The organism is Candidatus Bathyarchaeota archaeon (assembly GCA_029882535.1).
Taxonomy (GTDB): Archaea; Thermoproteota; Bathyarchaeia; order Bathyarchaeales; family SOJC01; genus JAOUKM01.
Map to the genome: position 1 here is coordinate 26,362 of JAOUKM010000007.1, position 15,895 is coordinate 42,256.

The following is a 15,895-nucleotide window of genomic DNA, read 5'->3' on the forward strand; positions in this document are numbered from 1 at the left end:
TGAGGTTTTAAACTTGTCTAAAAAACCCAAGGACATTCAACACATGGTTGACCTGTTAAAGCAAGGCGCTACACTTACTGAACTTGCTTGTCCAGCATGTTCCTCTCCCTTGTTTAGGTTTAAAAGTGGGGAGTTGTGGTGTGCCAAATGCGAAAAGCGTGTTATCGTGTTAAAAGAAGGTGAAACTGCGGAAAAGGTGACAAGTCAAGCGCAGCTAGTAGCCCTCGAAACTACAATATTAACGAAAATACGAGCAGTTGAGAAGAGGATTAGAGAAGAAGAGAATTTGGAGGAACTGCAGAAACTCAACACGGTTTTGACCTCGCTTTTGGAGAATCTTGAGAAACTGAAGAAGATGAAAGAAGCCTAGGTGCCAGAGTGTGCTGGGGCATTACGAAAATTTTCCAAGAATCATCCACGGCATCGCCCGCTTCTCTTACAAAGCTTCGCGAGGAAAAGTTCAGCAGGCAATTGCATCGGCTTTTTATTGGTTGACCCAAGAAAAGTGTAGGCTTGAAGAAATAGCCTATTCGTTTCCGCAAAGCTGCGTGGTGGACTTCGAGTTTGGCATTGGGGAAGATAGTGTTTTTACTTTTCTGGATAAGGCTGAGTTAGGCGTTTTGGAGGTTGAAATTGCAAAGAAGGCGTTAGTGTTTTTGGATTTTCTGTGTGTTCTTCAGTATCACGTTGTTGACGAGTCGAGAAGGCGTGCTCCATTGAAATTTGATTATTACATGTTGCGGTTTGCATTTGCTAGGAATTATATGGAGTTTTTGGTTTCGCATGAGCGTGGACCGCAACGCGTTCATGTAGAAGACTTGATAGTTTTCTTGACGGAGCACATTAATAAGGAATTGGCTGACCGGTATTCCGTTGCTCTAAAGCTTGAAGGCACACGGACGGTTTAGTGTTTCTCTAAGAACTTTAAAACCATGTTTTCAATGGCTTCAGCTACTTCTTTTATTGAGACGTTTCCATCGACCATTACAAGTTGCTTTTCTTCTACTAGTTTTAAGTATAGTTTTCGTACGTTCTCTTGTGTCTGCAGCGTCTCCATGACTGATTTTCTTCGTTTAATACGGTTGATTACGATTTTTGGCAGAACGTCGATGTATACTGCTAGGTCTGGTTTGACAGCATGTTTGTTTAGTTCTCTTATCCATTCCTGGTTGAGGTTGACTGCTCCTTGGTATGCAATGGAAGAGTATACGTAGCGGTCGCAGACAACAGTTTTTCCTGCTTTTAAGAGTGGTTTGACTTCGTTTTCGACGTGGTCGACACGGTCTGCTGCAAAGAGCACGGCTTCTACGACTGTTGGGACGCGGTTGTTTCCTTGAAGTATGTGTTTTCTTATTATTTTGCCGTAGGTGCCTTTGCTGGGTTCTGTGGTGTAGACGGCGTCGTATCCTTTCTTTGTAAGAGTTTTTACGAGGCGGTGGGCCTGTGTGGTTTTTCCACTGCCGTCGATGCCCTCAATACAAATAAACACGCTATGATGCTTAGTCTCTTCCACTTACACCAATCCTCTTCTGCTTAACATCCATATCTAAAACTGACTCCTTAAATAGCAATAACTAAGATAAAAATTGGAGTGTTGATAGTGATGAATCAGCGTTGGGGCGAAATAAAAGACCCCGTTCACGGATACGTTTACATAACCGAAACAGAAAAGGATATAATAGATTCTTTTCCGATGCAACGACTCCACAGACTCCGCCAACTGGCAGGCGCAGAATACGTCTACCCTGGCGCCAACCACACACGTTTTGAGCATTCCATAGGCACCATGTACCTAGCCCAGCGACTAACAGAAAACTCTAATCTCTCCCAGTACCTGTCCAAAGAAGAAACTCAAATGATTCGTCTCGCAGCGTTACTTCACGATGTGGGACACGGACCGTTTTCACACGTTTTTGAGTATTTGCTCGAGAAATTCCTCGGCAAAACCCATGAAGAAATAACCGTTTGGATGATAGAGAAATCCGAGTTGAGCGACATCTTGGAAAAGGCGGGATACGACGCAGATGAAGCAGCAAAACTCGCCACAGGTTCGCTGCGCCGAAAAGGAAAAATGTTCATGGATCAAATCATCCAGAGCGCTGTCGATGTCGACAAGCTTGACTTCATTGTCAGAGACACTTACCACACCGGCGCAGAATACGGTAACGTAGACGTTTTCCGCATAATCCACATGCTCGACGTCCTAGACGAAAACCTAGCTGTCGACATAGGCGCGCTCTCTGCTCTCGAATCTTTCATACTAGCCCGCATAGAATCCTTCAAAAGCATCTACTTCCACCGCGTAAGCAGAGCCGCCCAAATAATGCTTGCAACAGCCATGGAAAAAGCAAAAGACGAATTAGGACTTGTGAATTTTAAAACACCCGAAGAATACTTGGCTCTTAACGATTACACCGTCTGGACAATGCTAAAACTGTGCGAAAAATCCCGCAAAATCATGAAAAACCTGGAAAGGCGGCGGTTGCTCAAATGCGTCTACGACCAAACTTTCCATGTCAAGGACAAAACAGTCTCCAAGCTATTCAGCACCGAAGAAATCCGCAACGAAATGCGAGACAAAATCGCCGGAGAAGCAAGTGTGAACCCACAGTTTGTAGTCATCGACGTACCAACACTACCCTCTGTACCCTACCACCACTCTGCCTTAATTGAACCCATGGAAATCCCTATCTTCCACAAAACAAGAGACGGAAAAAAGGTTCCTCAACGTCTCAGCGAAATTTCGAGAATCTTCGAAGCGTTAAGAGGATTCATAAACGTCGTACGTGTCTATACCGAAGAAAAATATCGCGTAGAAGTTAGTGAAGCGGCAACAAAGGTGCTAGGCGAACTTCCCTACTCGGCAAGAATATCCTATTAACAGGTGGCAACCTTTGAGGATACGCGTGTTAAAAGGAAGAACCATCGTCTTAGGATATTGCAGAGGAACAGCGTTAGTGGCAAAAAAACCCATAAGCTTCTTGGGAGGCGTAGACCCAAACACGGGAACAATCATAGAAAAAAACCACGACTTAGAAGGAAAAAAACTGAAGGACACAATTCTCTGCTTTCCCCACGGCCACGGCTCAACAGTAGGCAGCTACGTTCTCTACGCCTTGGCAAAAAAGAACTTAGCGCCAAAGGCAATCGTAAACCAAACAGCCGACCCCGTCGTAGTGGTAGGCGCCATAATCGCAGAAATTCTAATGGTAGACCAAATAGACATCAGACAAATCAGATCGGGCGATAAAGTTGAAGTTGACGGGGAAAAAGGAGCAGTTAAAATCTTGGAGAAGAACCCATGCACTTGACAACTGAAGAAGAAAAAATGTACGATGGCGAATACGGCTGGGCATGTCAAATTTCTATGCGGATTCTCACCCGCCTCGGCGACCTGTTCAGCGCAACAAAACTAATACCCATAAAATCAGCCCACCTGTCTGGAGTGTCTTATAAAACTCTTGGTGACGCCCCAATTGAATTTTTAGAAGAACTTGCAAAAACGGCGGGGAAAGCCAGAGTGGAGGTAACGCTTAACCCTTCTAGCCTCGACCCCAACCTAACCAAGTTTTCAAGGAACAAACATGAAAAACAACGTCAAATTATTGGCCTATACAAGAAAATGGGTGCGGACCCCACTCTAACCTGCACACCTTATTATCTGAAACAGCCTTTGCAGGGTTTTCATTTTGCGTGGGCCGAGTCCTCAGCAGTAGTATACGCAAACTCGGTCTTAGGTGTCTACACAAACAGAGAAGGAAGCCCAAGCGCCTTAGCCGCGGCACTAGTTGGAAAGACTCCAGACTATGGCATGCATAGGCCAGAAAATCGTGAACCCGCTGTTCTAGTTAACGTCGAGACGAGGCTTAGGAATGAAGCTGAGTTTGGAGCTTTAGGCATACGCCTAGGAAATCTGCTCAACGACAAAATTCCCCTTTTAAAGGGCTTACCCAAGCATGACAATGATGACCTCAAACAGCTAGGTGCCGCAATGGCTACAGCTGGAATGACAACCATATTTCAAACGGGTAAACCAGTTGAAAAGACGTGGCAAGAAAAAGTCTCTGTTGAGAGAGAAGACATAGAAAACACCATGGAAAGTTTATCTACAACAGCTGAACAGCCAGACCTAGTTTTTCTCGGCTGCCCCCACTGTTCCATAGAGGAACTAGAGGAAGCGGCGACTTTTCTTGAGGGGAAAAGAGTGAAAGATAATTTGCGGTTGTGGATTTGCACATCTAGATGGCTTAAGGAAAAGGCAGAAAACTACGTCAACATAGTCGAGGAAGCTGGCGGACATGTGGTATGCGACACTTGTGCCATAGTCACGTGGTTAAGGGATCTTGGAATAAACTCGGTCATGACAAACTCCGCTAAAACAGCTTACTACGCCCCTACAATGAATAAGGTGGACGCGTTGTTTGCTTCGTTAAGCGAATGTTTGGAAACAGCTTGCCTATAAAAGGAAGCAGAACAAGGGAATAGGAGTTAAAAAGATTGGAGAAAAAATACCTGCAACGTTTGCGGCAAGAAAGTCGGCGGCGGAGTCTTGGTCTGCTGCGAACAACCTGTGGAACTGAGTGAATAAGCAGCCTATTAAAGCTTGCAGACGTCAGCCATACTCTTCTTCAATTCTTTATAGTCTGTGACTAGCGAAAGACCCGCCTCTGTTAACTCTGTTTGACCTCCATGCTTTCCACCCCTTCGAGTTTTAACAACATGTGTCCCAAGACGTTCTTCTACGTCTTTGACGAGACCCCACGCATAGCGATAAGACATATCTAAAGCCTTGGCAGCAGCACTAAGTGAACCTTCTGCCTTGATGCTTTCAAGGAGCTTATGTGTTCCCTCTCCGAACACGTATTTTCCATTGATTTCGAACCACAACTTGAAGGCAGGTTTGATTTTTGGGTTTTTTGTGGAAATTGGCAACCGAGTCATCTTCTAATTTGTTACGTAACTTAGGCTATTGAGTTTTGCTAACAAAAAAGCATGTATTCGCTTTCTAATCTTTCGAAAACGCAACTCGCACAACCTTGGCAGCTTTCGATATAGAGATAGATTTATTGGAAAGAACCGTTAATTTGCATAATGCTCCGAGAATGGGCTCCGGTAGAAGCCAATTGTCTGCCGAATATAGCCCGGCTAAGTATTCCGGCCTTTCGAGCCGGAGACCCGGGTCCAAATCCCGGCCGGAGCACCACTTTTAGTTTTAAGCCAAAAAGTAATAGGCAACTAACAGATATTGTTCTGAGAAAAGGTGAGAATTATGGAAAAATGGTTTGCGCGAAGACGGAAATCCAAGGTTCTCGAACTTGCGGATAGGCAGATGATTTTAGCCACAGACACGGTTGCGGATTTACAGAGAGCCGTAACTGCAGCTGCAAAAAACAACAAAAAAGAAGCTGAAACTCATATTGGACATTTGTCTAAAATTGAACACGAAATCGATGAACTGCGAAGAACCATCTTTGAAGAATTAACAAAAAACACAATGGCTCCTCATGACCGCGAAGACATAATGCATCTCGTTAAAAGACTGGATGAAATGGCGGACCACGTTAAAGATGCGGCGAGAAGCCTCGATTTAATACTTAAAATGGATATTCCAAAGGTTTTCTGGGAATTACTTGTTTATGTATCAACTAAACTGGTTGAATGCACGAGGATTTTGCGCCGAGCAATTGAGGCGCTTGGAACGAATCCGCCGGAAGCAAAAAGGCTTGCAATAACGATTGATAAAATAGAGGGTGAAATTGACGCAAAATATCAAAAGATAAAGGAACTTTTTCTTCAACATTCAGACGAGATGAATGCGGCAACAGTGATTTTTCTTCGAGACTTGGCAGAAGAAATGGAGCATGTGGCAGATTCGTGCGATGATACTGCGGATTATGTGAGAATTCTTGCGGCTACAAGAGAATTCTAAGTGCTGTCATTAACCTGAGACGCCTAATATACGCCTTGGATAAATAGAAAGTGAGAGAGAAAAGCAAAATTGCCCAAATTCAAAGTCGCAGTCTTGGACAAAATTTCATCTCATAAAACAATCGCATATTCAATCTACATTGGCGCCATACTTTTCTTTCTCGTGTTGATTCTGATTCCACCCATTTTCGGAATAGGCCTAAAATGGAACCTTATTGGAGAAATTACTGCAAACCCTGAGTTAATGTCCAGAGCAGTTAATGCCATTTGGGCATCCTTCGCAGTTGCCATCTTCGTTTCCATAATCGACCTTGTCGCTGGAATACCTATAGCATGGTTCATTACAAGGGGAAAATCCAGATGGCTAAACGTCGTAGACACACTTGCAGACATCCCCTTTGTAGTTCCAACAGTTACGCTAGGCTATTCTCTGCTTCTGTTTTGGAGCAGTCCCCAAGGAATTTCGTCTCTTTTTGGCGACAGTCTTGTTTCTCCAGGATGGCTCCTTGTAATACTTCTCCACTTTGTTTTTTCTTTCCCTGTGGTTGTAAGGGTTATGGTGGGAGCGCTTCTCGATTATCAACGCACTTTTGAAGAAGCGGCTAGAACACTAGGGGCGCCACCTTTCACTGTAGATAGAACCGTCACTTTCCCAATATTGAAGCCTAGTTTAATCGGTGCTTTCGTGTTGGCTTTTGCCAGATCAATTAGTGAAACAGGAGCGACGATGATGGTGGCTGGAATTTTTTTTGAAAACGGCGCAATCTTTGTAAAAAATATGAAAATCCAAGGTCAGCTAGGTCCTTTGGTTTTTGTAAGCCTGATACTAATATTAATCTCGTGCGCGATTTTCGGCGCGATACTTTTTTTTGGGTCGAAACTAAATGTTCCTATTCAACGTGTTTGGCCTTCGTTCGAAAGAAAGTTAAGTTCAAAAGGTGTAGCTGCTACTAGAGACACATTAACACTACTAGTCTTCTCCTTATTGGTCATAATTCCTTCACTTTTCGTAGCGTTACCGACGTTTAACGCGATAATGGACGGCACCATAAACAATGCAGTTTCGGGGTCTGGAATTTGGCAAGAGTATTGGTCAAGTTTAGGCTTGTCCTATCTTGTCGGAGGACTCGCAACATTATTAAGCATATTGGCAGGGCTGCCCATGGCGGTTTTAATTGCGCGAAAAAGGCTGGGAAGATCCGTTTCAGCTGTTTTAAACATCCTCATCAACATCCCAATAATTGTGCCTTCTACAGCTCTGGGAGTTTCTCTCAGTATTTTTTGGACTAGCTCTGCATTTGTGCCAGAGATAATGTTGCTAATTTTAGCACATCTTTCAATCACTTATTCCTACTTTGTAAGATCTTTGGTCGCTGCAATAGAGCGTACAGACATAGAATTAGAAAATGCTGCTCGTATTCATGGAGCTAAACCTTTTACTGTGTTCAGAACTATAATTTTGCCCTTGACGAAGTATTCGTTGCTTGCTGGTGCCATCATGGTGTTAACGAGAAGTGTAAGTGAAACTGGGGCAACTCTTGCTGTAGTGTCTCAGCTGCGAACAGTGCCCGTGCTACTTGTAGAATGGCTTAGCGAATATCAAAACAATCAGTTAACTACCATTACTCCATCCGACATTGGGTTAGGCTGCGGAATCCTCATCGTTCTTTCTTTTATAGTGCTACTTTTCCTTAAATTAGGAGCTGGGAGAAAAGCTGTCTACTAACATGGATGGTGAGTGTTGATGCCGAAAATACAATTGAAAGGAGTAACAAAACGTTTCGGAAAGAAAATTCTAGCAGTTGACAACGTTAGCTTAGAAGTTCACGATAAAGAATATTTTTCACTCATAGGACCAAGCGGCTGCGGAAAAACAACATTACTCAGAGCAATTGCAGGCCTAATTCATCCAACCAAAGGAAAAATCTACATAGACGACGCCTTAGTCAACAATGTCCCTCCAGAAGACCGTGGAATCGGCTTCGTCTTTCAAACTTATGCCTTGTTTCCACACATGAATGTTTTCGACAACGTAACCTACGGACCCAGAGTAAAAGCTTGGGAAGAGAAAAAAGCTGCGAGCCTCGGTCGTGAAACGTTGGAGATGGTGAAGCTGGAAAAGCGTTTTGATGCTTACCCACACGAGTTAAGTGGTGGCATGATGCAACGTGTCGCAGTGGCGAGGGCATTAGCCGCTGGCTCAAAAATTCTTCTGTTAGACGAACCTCTCGGCGCTTTGGATGCAAAAATTCGTAATGAACTTAGATACGAAATCAGACGACTTGTGAAGGACTTGGGATTAACGGCTATCCACGTAACTCACGATCAAGCGGAGGCAATGGCTATTTCTGACAGAATCGCTGTTATGAAAAAAGGTCGCATACTTCAGGTGGGAACGCCTTACGAGTTGTATATGAAACCTCAGCAGATTTTTGTGGCTAATTTTATCGGAGAATCCAATTTTCTCGAAGGACGAGTGACTGGAGTCAAAGGTGACGTGGCAACGGTGAGATTACGTGGTGACTTGAAAGTTAGCGCCAAGAAAAACAAGGCAGCCCAGATGGATAAGAGGGTTGTTTTGGCAGTTAGACCTGAAGCTTTCGAGATAGCAAAGGGACGGAAAAATTTGGTAAATGGGTTAAATGGAGTTATTGAGAAAGTTCGGTTTGAAGGAACGGATATTCGCTACGAAATTCGCTTAGCTAATGATGACTCAATTATTGTTGTAAGGCCGAGTTTGGGAGGGGAATGGCTCAAAGAGGCTGATGAGGTAACAGTTGGGTTTTCGCCTGAGAAAAGCCACATGTTCTTATATCCGCCGAAGGGTTTAATGGCTGAGCTGGAAGTGGAATAAATCTTGAAGGGTGACATAAAGCAAAGTGCGTAGAGCCAATAGCAAGATTTTTTGCCATTATTCGTATCTTTTTAGGTACAATGGTTTGCCGGCTTCTTGTATTTTCTCTTCTTGAGTCATGTCCTTAAGACTAATTTTAACTGTCGACTCCTCGGAGTCCGCATAACTCCCTTCAGCTTCGAGGCTTTCTTCAATCTTCTTGAATACTTGAGAGCTCATTTTCTTTACGCTCAATTAAGACCCCTCTATTGCACAAAACCGTTTACGCTAAACGTTCGTGTTTTAAAAGAGTAAAATTCTTTGTGTGTCTTAAAAAAAAACCACATTTTTGACCCAGCAAAGACACTAACTTTCCTCTTCGAATTGGCGAACATGCTTTGAAAGTAACGGTCCAACTTCGCTTGCTTCCTCAACAACTGGCAGAATATTCTTAAGTTTCTGCAAGTATCTTTGCGCTTTCAACGTTTTGACTACTGCCAATCCTCTTTCAGTAATAGCGTAAACGACTCTTTTCTTGTTTAGAGGTCGTTCTTCGACAAGATTATTTGAAATTAAAAAGTTCAAGTATCTCTTCAGCGTCCTGCACTCTATGTCAGCCTCATACGAAACGTCCTCAAAGTTTAAAGACTGAGGAACCAGAGCTTCGAGAATGCTTAGATACTTTTCTAATCTTGAACGAGGCATAGCATTGTCTCTCCTTTCTTATGATTCATTGCTGTGAATAAATCTCTTAAGAAATCTGAGTAACTATTTGAAATTCATATTTCTCGAAATTGCAATGTCCATATTGCGGTTATTCCACTTCAGCACCTAACGATTCGATTTGCCGAGGTAAATTCTGAGAGCAGACAAAAAAACCCATGAGATGGTTGCCAATGATGATATGGTTTCAGGCACCGCGATTCCCAAGCTATAAATTCCCGCTGAATATAATATCCATGAACCTAAACATATCATAAAATCTGCCAAGGCTACAACAGATTTTCTTTCCACAGTGTAGATTACTGAAGCGAAGCCCAATGACACAAAAAATAGCACCGACACAAAAAAGTGGAGAGAATCGTACACTTCATCAAAAGTAGCAACCAGTTGAAGCAGTAAAGCCGAGATTAACAAGCAGTAGCTGGTATACTTGGCATGATTCCTAAAAGCTGTGATCGAATAAATCATGATGAAGAATCCAACTAGCAGCAAGCCAAAATTGAACACTGGTGCAATGTCGCTTCTAACGGCGTGTCCAAGATCACTTAAGGCATTATCCGACTAGCTAAACCAAGGAGACAAAATTATGGAGACTGCGATGAAAAGATACGCTACTAGAGGGCCAGCTACTCCAAACAGAGCATATTTCCGTTCATTCATATTTATCCCTATACTGCTTCAACGATGACAATAATAAGCGGTAGTTAAGCCGTCTTCGTCGCTGTCTATTCTTACGAAGCCAAACCTTTCAAACTGCACGACAGCATCAACTTGTAGCTGCTTACAACTCTCTTCAACTAAGCCCTTAGCAACAGACGCATCTTGTAACACCACTTGACACTTTACGACGGTATTTTCAGGAATCCAATGAATTAAAGGCGCCTTAACTTTCTTAGCTTCCCCATACTCTTGGCTATGAAACATCGCCTTCACAACATCTTCTTCCATACAGTCTATCCTTATATTGAACAACTCCATAAACCGTATTACTCGGCCTTTTTCCATTCTCTCAACATCTTTTGTTGCCACCCAAAACCGCGCAACACCATCTTTTGGTATGACGTTGAATTGTCGAAAACCCCTTTCCGGATAATCAGGATGCAAGGGAATTTTTGCTGCAAATGGTTTGGGAAGATAGCGTACAATCAGTTTTTTTGGGTTGTGCACAAAGAAGTAACGGTTTGCTTTAGGTTCAATTATCCTTCGGTTGTATGCGTACAGATTTTCCCAGCTGAGCGTCACGTCTTGCGTTTTAGGTCCCACATCGACGATCAACCGTTTTGTTGCGTCTGCTTGTATGCCTCTACGTCTAAGAGCTGCAAAGGTAGCCAACCTTGGATCGTCCCAGCTTTTATAGAGTCCATCACGCATGCCTTGCACAATCTTCGATTTGCTCAAGGACGCCCCAGTGATTTTCATTCGTCCATAATGAATGGCTTCTGGGTACGTCCAGCCGAAATAGCGATACATGTACTCCTGTCGAGTCTGATTAGTCAAGTGCTCTTTTCCACGTATTATGTGAGTCACGCCCATGAGGTGGTCGTCTACGCCGCATGCAAGGTTGTATAGCGGCCAAACACGATATTTGCTGCCAACTCGAGGATGCGGATAAGTCTCGGTGTCGATTATGCGCAGTGCCGGCCAATCTCGAACCGCTGGATTCGGATGTGTAAGGTCTGTTTTGACGCGGACAACAGCATCTCCTTCCTTGTAAGTGCCATCGAACATTTTTTGCCAACGTTTTAACTGTTCTTCAGGCAGCACGCTGCGGCAGGAGCATGGTTTTTTGGCTAAAATCAGTTTTTTGAACGCTTCAGACTTGCAGGTGCAAATGTAAGCATTGCCCTCTTTAAGCAATCGCTCTGCATGTTCGTAATAGATGGGTAAACGGTCGCTTTGAATAATATACTCGTCAGGCTCACATTCTAACCATTTTAAGTCCTCTTTTATAAAGTCGTAAAACTGTAGCTGCGGACGTTTCAGTTTGGGGTCAGTGTCTTCAAAGCGCACAAGAAACTTTCCCCCATACATCTTTGCATATTCATGACACAGAATTATCGCCCTCGCAGAGCCGAGATGAATAGGCGCGTCGGGGTTAGGAGAAAAACGCGTCACAACCACTTTATACTTGTCTACGTTTGGCAAAGGTGGAAGCCTCTTCTCCTCTTCAACTTTCTCTCGAACGAGAGCCTCAGGCCAATTCTCTTCCACAATCTTTCTCTGCTCTTCAAAACAGAGGCTGTTAACTTCTTCAACAACCTCTGCCACAATGGGCACTATCTCCTTAACCTTCGCTTTCAAACGCGGTTTTTCAGCAAGTAACTTACCGATAACTGGCGCTGGATACGCTTTTCCTTCATGGCGAACAGCATTTAGCAATGCAATTTTCTTTATTTTTTCTCTAAGTTCGGCGTTAAAAGACAACGAAGTCACTCAAATTCTCAGATTTTTCTTTCGATAAGATAGTCTGCAAAGGCTCTTAATTTTTCTTTTGCAGCTGAAGCAGGGAGTAGCTTGTCAACATTGTTCCAGCTTTCTCTCACGATTTTACGTGCATACTTTTTTGCATAGTCAATAGCGTTGTACTTCTCCATAATGGCTATGGCTTCGTCACGTAGTTTCTGCTCGTTTGTGTGCATGGTTAAAATTTCGTTAAGTCGCTTTCTGTCTATAGATGTTGCTTTTTGCAAAGTATAAATAACAATCAATGTCCGTTTGCCTTCAGAAACGTCCATTCCCAGCGCCCCTTTCTTCTCAGTAAACGCTTTTCCAGTTAAGTCTAAGACATCATCTTGTATCTGAAAAGCAACACCAACCGCCTCTGCAAAACGTCCCAATATTTCAGTCAACTCGTCATCAGCACCCGACAAAACTGCAGCCAGCCTTGCCGCTATCCTAGCTAAAGTTCCAGTCTTGTAAGCACACATCTGCAAATAATCCTGCTCACCTATCTTGTCAGCATCTGCAAGTCCTCTGTGCCACGCGATATCCATAGCTTGGCCGAAGCTGAGGTTAATCATTTCTTGCACGTAAATCTCGTAAGCCTTGTTCAATGTGGCAGGTGGGATTTTGTCTCGATTTTTAACAAGAGACAAGAGGGGAAGGTAATACATAGCGTTGCCAGAGTTTATGGCTATGTCCAAGCCGAACAGCTTGTAGGTGCACGGTTTGCCTCTGCGGAGTTCTGATTGGTCTTCTATGTCGTCTACCATCAACGTTCCGTTGTGTATGACTTCGGGGATTATGGCGTATTCTAGGAAGTCTTTGGGACTCTTTCCTAGGGCTTCGCAGATTAATAGAAATAGGCTGGGTCTCCAACGTTTTCCGCCTCGGTCGAGAAACTCCCAGATAGGCTCCGCAATTGCTTTGTCTAAAGCCTCGAGGTTGTACGCGTATCTTGGCGCACTAAGATCAAAGACAACTGCGTCTTTCTCAAATTTTCTCGGGATATATTTTTCAATCATCTCATCAATAACAGCAACTTGCTTTTCTAAAAACTTCTCAACACCAATCTCCATAGTCATCGCCTCGCATACAATTCAGGTTTGAAACCTCGCTTTTCCAACCACTCCGCTGTCTTTCCCAACAACACCACAGGAGCCTTCTTTAACTCGTCCACCGATTCTGCGCCGACAAGAAACATGGCGTTTCTCAACTCTTCAACAAAGAAATTCAAAGCTTTCTTCACTTCACTTGCGCTTTTAGTAGCTGGACGTAGTATAGGGGTGGACATGCTGGCTAGACTCGCGCCTAGCGCTAATGCTTTTGCCACATCTGTGCCTGTTCGCACTCCACCTGAGGCTATAACTGTAAGTTTTGTAGAGTGGCTGACTTCGACGAGACTTGCTACGGTATGTATGCCCCAGTCCCAGAAGCTCTCGCCCAACCGTCGGCGAAACACGTCTTCAGCAGCTTTTGCCCGATAATACTCTACAGCTGCCCAGCTCGTTCCACCAGCACCAGAAACATCAATACCTTTCACTCCAACCCGTTCTAGCTTCTTAGCAACCTCAGCAGACATGCCTGCTCCTGTTTCCTTTACAATTATGGGTATTTGAAGCGCCTTTGCTATCTCCTCTATTTTCTGAAGAACACCAGCATAACCTGCCTCACCTTCTGGTTGAATCGCTTCCTGCAACGGATTCAAATGAATAGCCAAAGCATCGGCTTCAATCATTTCCACCGCCTTTTCAGCCTCCTTCACGCCATATCCTTGTACAAGTTGAGGCGCTCCAATGTTGGCAACTAAAAAGGCGTCTGGCGCCTTTTTTCTAACAATTTTATAAGTCGATTCTAGTTTAGGTTCTTCTATCGCGGCTCTTTGGCTTCCAACACCCATTCCTAAGCCAAGCTCCTCAACTGCTTTGGCGATAAACGTGTTGATTTTTGTGGCTTCTCTTGTACCTCCAGTCATGGCACCAACAAAAATTGGAGCAGAAAATTTGTGGCTGAAGATATTCGTAGTGAGACGGATTTTGTCGCGGTCAATTTCAGGCAAAGCTTGGTGCACGAAGTAGACATTTTCAAAACCAGTAGTAATTCGTCTAGCCCCTACATCTTCTTCTAAGGAGATTTTTATGTGTTCAGCTTTTCTATTCTCTGTCTGATTAGGCAATACAGTTCACTCTTTTTCGATTAATGTACTGACTACTTTTTCTTCCCTAAGCGCCTTGTAAACATTACATTCCTCGGCAGCATTAACAATTATCGTCGGAATGTCAGCGTCAATAGCTGGTATCAGTTCTAAAATTTTGCCCAACATCCCCCCTGTCACGTCGGTTACTTTTGCTTTCTCAATATTGTGTAGCAAAGTTTTCAATTCCTGCAATGTGATGTGCGGTATTAGTTGTGCAGAATCGTCAGTCTTCGGATCTGCTGTGTGTAGTCCATCTACGTCAGCGCCAATAATTATCTTATTAGCCTTGAACTTTGTTGCTAAGGTGGCAACTAGCTGATCACCAGAGAGTATTGTGAATCCTATGTTGTTGTCTAGAACTGCGTCTCCAAAAAGCACAGGCACAAACCCTATGTCTAAAAGCTGGATTAACGTGCTGTTGTAGAAGATTTGAATTCGTCTAGCCTTCGTAACTATGCAGGACGACGGAGAAACAGAAAAAGCAGCAATATTATGGCGTATTAGAGCATCCACAACTAGTTTGTTCAGTTCAAGCATGGCTTGATGGGTTTTTGAAAAGCCTTCAATTTGTGATGGATCTTCGTAGCCTTCTTTGATCTTGTATTGTTTTGCTAGAGGATGACCGAAGCTGCCGCCGCCATGCACTATAATTAAACGTTCAACATTTGCGTCAGCTATTTCCTTTGCCAGCCGCTGTATGGCATCTAGGTTGGGAGTCATGGGTTTTCCTTTATCTGTTATCACGGAGCCGCCGAGCTTCAAAACCATCAACTTGGCTTCAGCTCTGCTCTTCAATTTTAGCTCCGTCCGCAGTTCTTCTAGCAACAAAAGCCCTTCCGCCAGCCTGCTCAATAGCTTTTTGGACATGCTTTAAATTCTTCGGTTTGGCTAAAGCAATAATGCAGCCCCCTCCCCCTGCGCCTGTCAATTTTGCACCTAACGCTCCAGCTTTCCTTGCTGCGAACACCAGTCTTTCTAACGATTCGTTTGAAACGCCGACAGCATAAAGAAGGGCGTGATTGATGTTCATAAGCTCGCCTAACAGTGCTAAGTCGCCATTTTGCAACGCCTTGACAGCAGCACAAGCAACTTCGCCTCCACTCTTTATTACTGGCTCAACAATGGACGGATACGAGTCATGTATCCTTTTCACTTCCGCAACTAAGCTTCCAGTAGATCTTTCTATGCAGGTGTTTCCGATAACAAGAAGAATGTCAGCAGCCACTTCCAACCGAGTGAAACCCTTATTCCTTTGATATAATACGACGCCGCCATACGTTGCAATTGTAGGGTCTACGCCCGAGGGAGTGCCGTGAATCAGCTTCTCAGCGTCATAGGCAATCTGAAAAACATCTTCCTGTGCTAATTCTACATTCAGCAATCTGCTCATTGCAAGTGCGGTTGCAGCCGCTACCGCTGCGGAGGAACCTAGCCCTGCGGCAACTGGAATTGAGGAGTTAATCTCAACACTGACGCCCACATTCTTTCCACGATGTTGGCCTAAGACTTTCCTTGCTGCAACCATTATCGGTTCCAGTTTAGCTCGGATGTTTTCTTTGCCTTTTTCTGCTGAAAAACGATTATTTTCGAAATAACCAGCCACGCCTAAATCTCTTGAAAGCACACGTATACGTTTGTCATTTCGCAGAGTTACTGTTACATAGGCGCGCTTGTCAATGGCTAACACGATTGCTGGCTCGCCGTAAACGACGAAGTGCTCGCCGAACAGTATTATTTTGGCTGGTGCAGAGGCTGTTACTGCCAAAGACACCACT

17 protein-coding genes, 1 tRNA gene and 1 pseudogene are annotated in these 15,895 nt (G+C 43.9%); 9 read left to right on the forward strand and 10 right to left on the reverse strand.

Annotation, left to right across the window (positions count from 1 at the left end; translation table 11 throughout):
• Positions 1 to 13 precede the first annotated feature (13 nt).
• Together OEX01_03410 and OEX01_03415 are read left to right on the forward strand one after the other, a co-directional pair.
• The gene (locus OEX01_03410; protein MDH5448035.1) at positions 14 to 370 is read left to right on the forward strand and encodes a hypothetical protein; all 357 of its coding nucleotides are present in this window, start codon (positions 14 to 16) and stop codon (positions 368 to 370) included.
• A 10-nt stretch (positions 371 to 380) separates the two neighbouring features.
• Entirely contained in the window at positions 381 to 908 is a 528-nt protein-coding gene (locus OEX01_03415) for a hypothetical protein (GenBank protein ID MDH5448036.1), read from the forward strand.
• On the opposite strand, the gene tmk is transcribed toward OEX01_03415, so the two are convergent.
• Positions 905 to 1,513 (reverse strand): dTMP kinase, encoded by a 609-nt coding sequence (tmk, locus tag OEX01_03420; protein MDH5448037.1) that lies wholly within the window; start codon positions 1,511 to 1,513, stop codon positions 905 to 907. The two genes, OEX01_03415 and tmk, sit on opposite strands and share 4 nt — an antisense overlap.
• A 90-nt stretch (positions 1,514 to 1,603) precedes the next feature.
• Here tmk and OEX01_03425 point away from each other — a divergent pair, with 90 nt between their 5' ends.
• From OEX01_03425 to OEX01_03435, 3 genes are read left to right on the forward strand one after another with little or no spacing between them, the layout of a single operon-like run.
• Positions 1,604 to 2,881 carry an HD domain-containing protein gene (locus tag OEX01_03425; protein MDH5448038.1) on the forward strand — a complete coding sequence of 426 codons (1,278 nt, stop codon included), beginning with the start codon at positions 1,604 to 1,606 and terminating at the stop codon, positions 2,879 to 2,881.
• A gap of 19 nt (positions 2,882 to 2,900) precedes the next feature.
• Complete coding sequence (locus OEX01_03430) at positions 2,901 to 3,311, forward strand: DUF126 domain-containing protein (GenBank protein ID MDH5448039.1); 411 nt, start codon at positions 2,901 to 2,903, stop codon at positions 3,309 to 3,311.
• Complete coding sequence (locus OEX01_03435; protein MDH5448040.1) at positions 3,308 to 4,462, forward strand: aconitase X catalytic domain-containing protein; 1,155 nt, start codon at positions 3,308 to 3,310, stop codon at positions 4,460 to 4,462. Before OEX01_03430 ends, OEX01_03435 begins: the two co-directional genes overlap by 4 nt.
• 134 nt (positions 4,463 to 4,596) lie before the next feature.
• On the opposite strand, the gene OEX01_03440 is transcribed toward OEX01_03435, so the two are convergent.
• Complete coding sequence (locus OEX01_03440; GenBank protein MDH5448041.1) at positions 4,597 to 4,941, reverse strand: LysR family transcriptional regulator; 345 nt, start codon at positions 4,939 to 4,941, stop codon at positions 4,597 to 4,599.
• Between the two features lie 165 nt (positions 4,942 to 5,106).
• On the opposite strand from OEX01_03440, the gene OEX01_03445 reads away from it, so the two are divergent.
• The 4 genes from OEX01_03445 (at position 5,107) to OEX01_03460 (ending at position 8,782) form a co-directional block, all read left to right on the forward strand.
• Positions 5,107 to 5,203, forward strand: a tRNA-Glu gene (locus OEX01_03445).
• Positions 5,204 to 5,269: 66 nt separating this feature from the next.
• Positions 5,270 to 5,929 carry a DUF47 family protein gene (locus OEX01_03450; protein ID MDH5448042.1) on the forward strand — a complete coding sequence of 220 codons (660 nt, stop codon included), beginning with the start codon at positions 5,270 to 5,272 and terminating at the stop codon, positions 5,927 to 5,929.
• Between the two features lie 69 nt (positions 5,930 to 5,998).
• On the forward strand, positions 5,999 to 7,654 hold the full coding sequence (locus tag OEX01_03455; GenBank protein ID MDH5448043.1) for an ABC transporter permease subunit: 1,656 nt from the start codon (positions 5,999 to 6,001) through the stop codon (positions 7,652 to 7,654).
• Positions 7,655 to 7,672: 18 nt separating this feature from the next.
• Entirely contained in the window at positions 7,673 to 8,782 is a 1,110-nt protein-coding gene (locus tag OEX01_03460; GenBank protein MDH5448044.1) for an ABC transporter ATP-binding protein, read from the forward strand.
• Positions 8,783 to 8,839: 57 nt separating this feature from the next.
• Here the strand turns inward: OEX01_03460 and OEX01_03465 are convergent, their stop codons facing one another.
• The 8 genes and pseudogenes from OEX01_03465 to mvk all read right to left on the reverse strand — a co-directional run bounded on the left by OEX01_03465 (position 8,840) and on the right by mvk (position 15,894).
• Positions 8,840 to 9,016, reverse strand: a complete 177-nt coding sequence (locus tag OEX01_03465; GenBank protein ID MDH5448045.1) for a hypothetical protein — start codon at positions 9,014 to 9,016, stop codon at positions 8,840 to 8,842.
• Positions 9,017 to 9,127: 111 nt separating this feature from the next.
• Entirely contained in the window at positions 9,128 to 9,466 is a 339-nt protein-coding gene (locus OEX01_03470) for a winged helix-turn-helix domain-containing protein (protein ID MDH5448046.1), read from the reverse strand.
• A gap of 126 nt (positions 9,467 to 9,592) precedes the next feature.
• Positions 9,593 to 10,027: pseudogene (locus OEX01_03475) on the reverse strand (hypothetical protein).
• A gap of 135 nt (positions 10,028 to 10,162) precedes the next feature.
• A complete protein-coding gene (locus tag OEX01_03480; GenBank protein ID MDH5448047.1) occupies positions 10,163 to 11,917 on the reverse strand; it encodes a glutamate--tRNA ligase in 1,755 nt (584 codons plus the stop codon).
• Positions 11,918 to 11,925: 8 nt separating this feature from the next.
• A complete protein-coding gene (locus tag OEX01_03485) occupies positions 11,926 to 13,002 on the reverse strand; it encodes a polyprenyl synthetase family protein (protein ID MDH5448048.1) in 1,077 nt (358 codons plus the stop codon).
• A 2-nt stretch (positions 13,003 to 13,004) separates the two neighbouring features.
• On the reverse strand, positions 13,005 to 14,099 hold the full coding sequence (fni, locus tag OEX01_03490; GenBank protein MDH5448049.1) for a type 2 isopentenyl-diphosphate Delta-isomerase: 1,095 nt from the start codon (positions 14,097 to 14,099) through the stop codon (positions 13,005 to 13,007).
• Between the two features lie 6 nt (positions 14,100 to 14,105).
• A complete protein-coding gene (locus OEX01_03495; protein MDH5448050.1) occupies positions 14,106 to 14,972 on the reverse strand; it encodes an isopentenyl phosphate kinase in 867 nt (288 codons plus the stop codon).
• Positions 14,899 to 15,894, reverse strand: a complete 996-nt coding sequence (mvk, locus tag OEX01_03500) for a mevalonate kinase (GenBank protein ID MDH5448051.1) — start codon at positions 15,892 to 15,894, stop codon at positions 14,899 to 14,901. The genes OEX01_03495 and mvk overlap by 74 nt, the downstream gene beginning before the upstream one ends.
• Between the last annotated feature and the right edge of the window lies 1 nt (position 15,895).

What these genes read in the sequence shown, in the direction of transcription:
- OEX01_03425 (MDH5448038.1), top strand. Translation starts at nt 1,604, where the DNA reads ATGAATCAGCGTTGGGGCGAAATAAAAGACCCCGTTCACGGATACGTT.
- OEX01_03440 (MDH5448041.1), bottom strand. Translation starts at nt 4,941, where the DNA reads ATGACTCGGTTGCCAATTTCCACAAAAAACCCAAAAATCAAACCTGCC.
- OEX01_03450 (MDH5448042.1), top strand. Translation starts at nt 5,270, where the DNA reads ATGGAAAAATGGTTTGCGCGAAGACGGAAATCCAAGGTTCTCGAACTT.
- OEX01_03460 (MDH5448044.1), top strand. Translation starts at nt 7,673, where the DNA reads ATGCCGAAAATACAATTGAAAGGAGTAACAAAACGTTTCGGAAAGAAA.
- OEX01_03470 (MDH5448046.1), bottom strand. Translation starts at nt 9,466, where the DNA reads ATGCCTCGTTCAAGATTAGAAAAGTATCTAAGCATTCTCGAAGCTCTG.
- OEX01_03485 (MDH5448048.1), bottom strand. Translation starts at nt 13,002, where the DNA reads ATGGAGATTGGTGTTGAGAAGTTTTTAGAAAAGCAAGTTGCTGTTATT.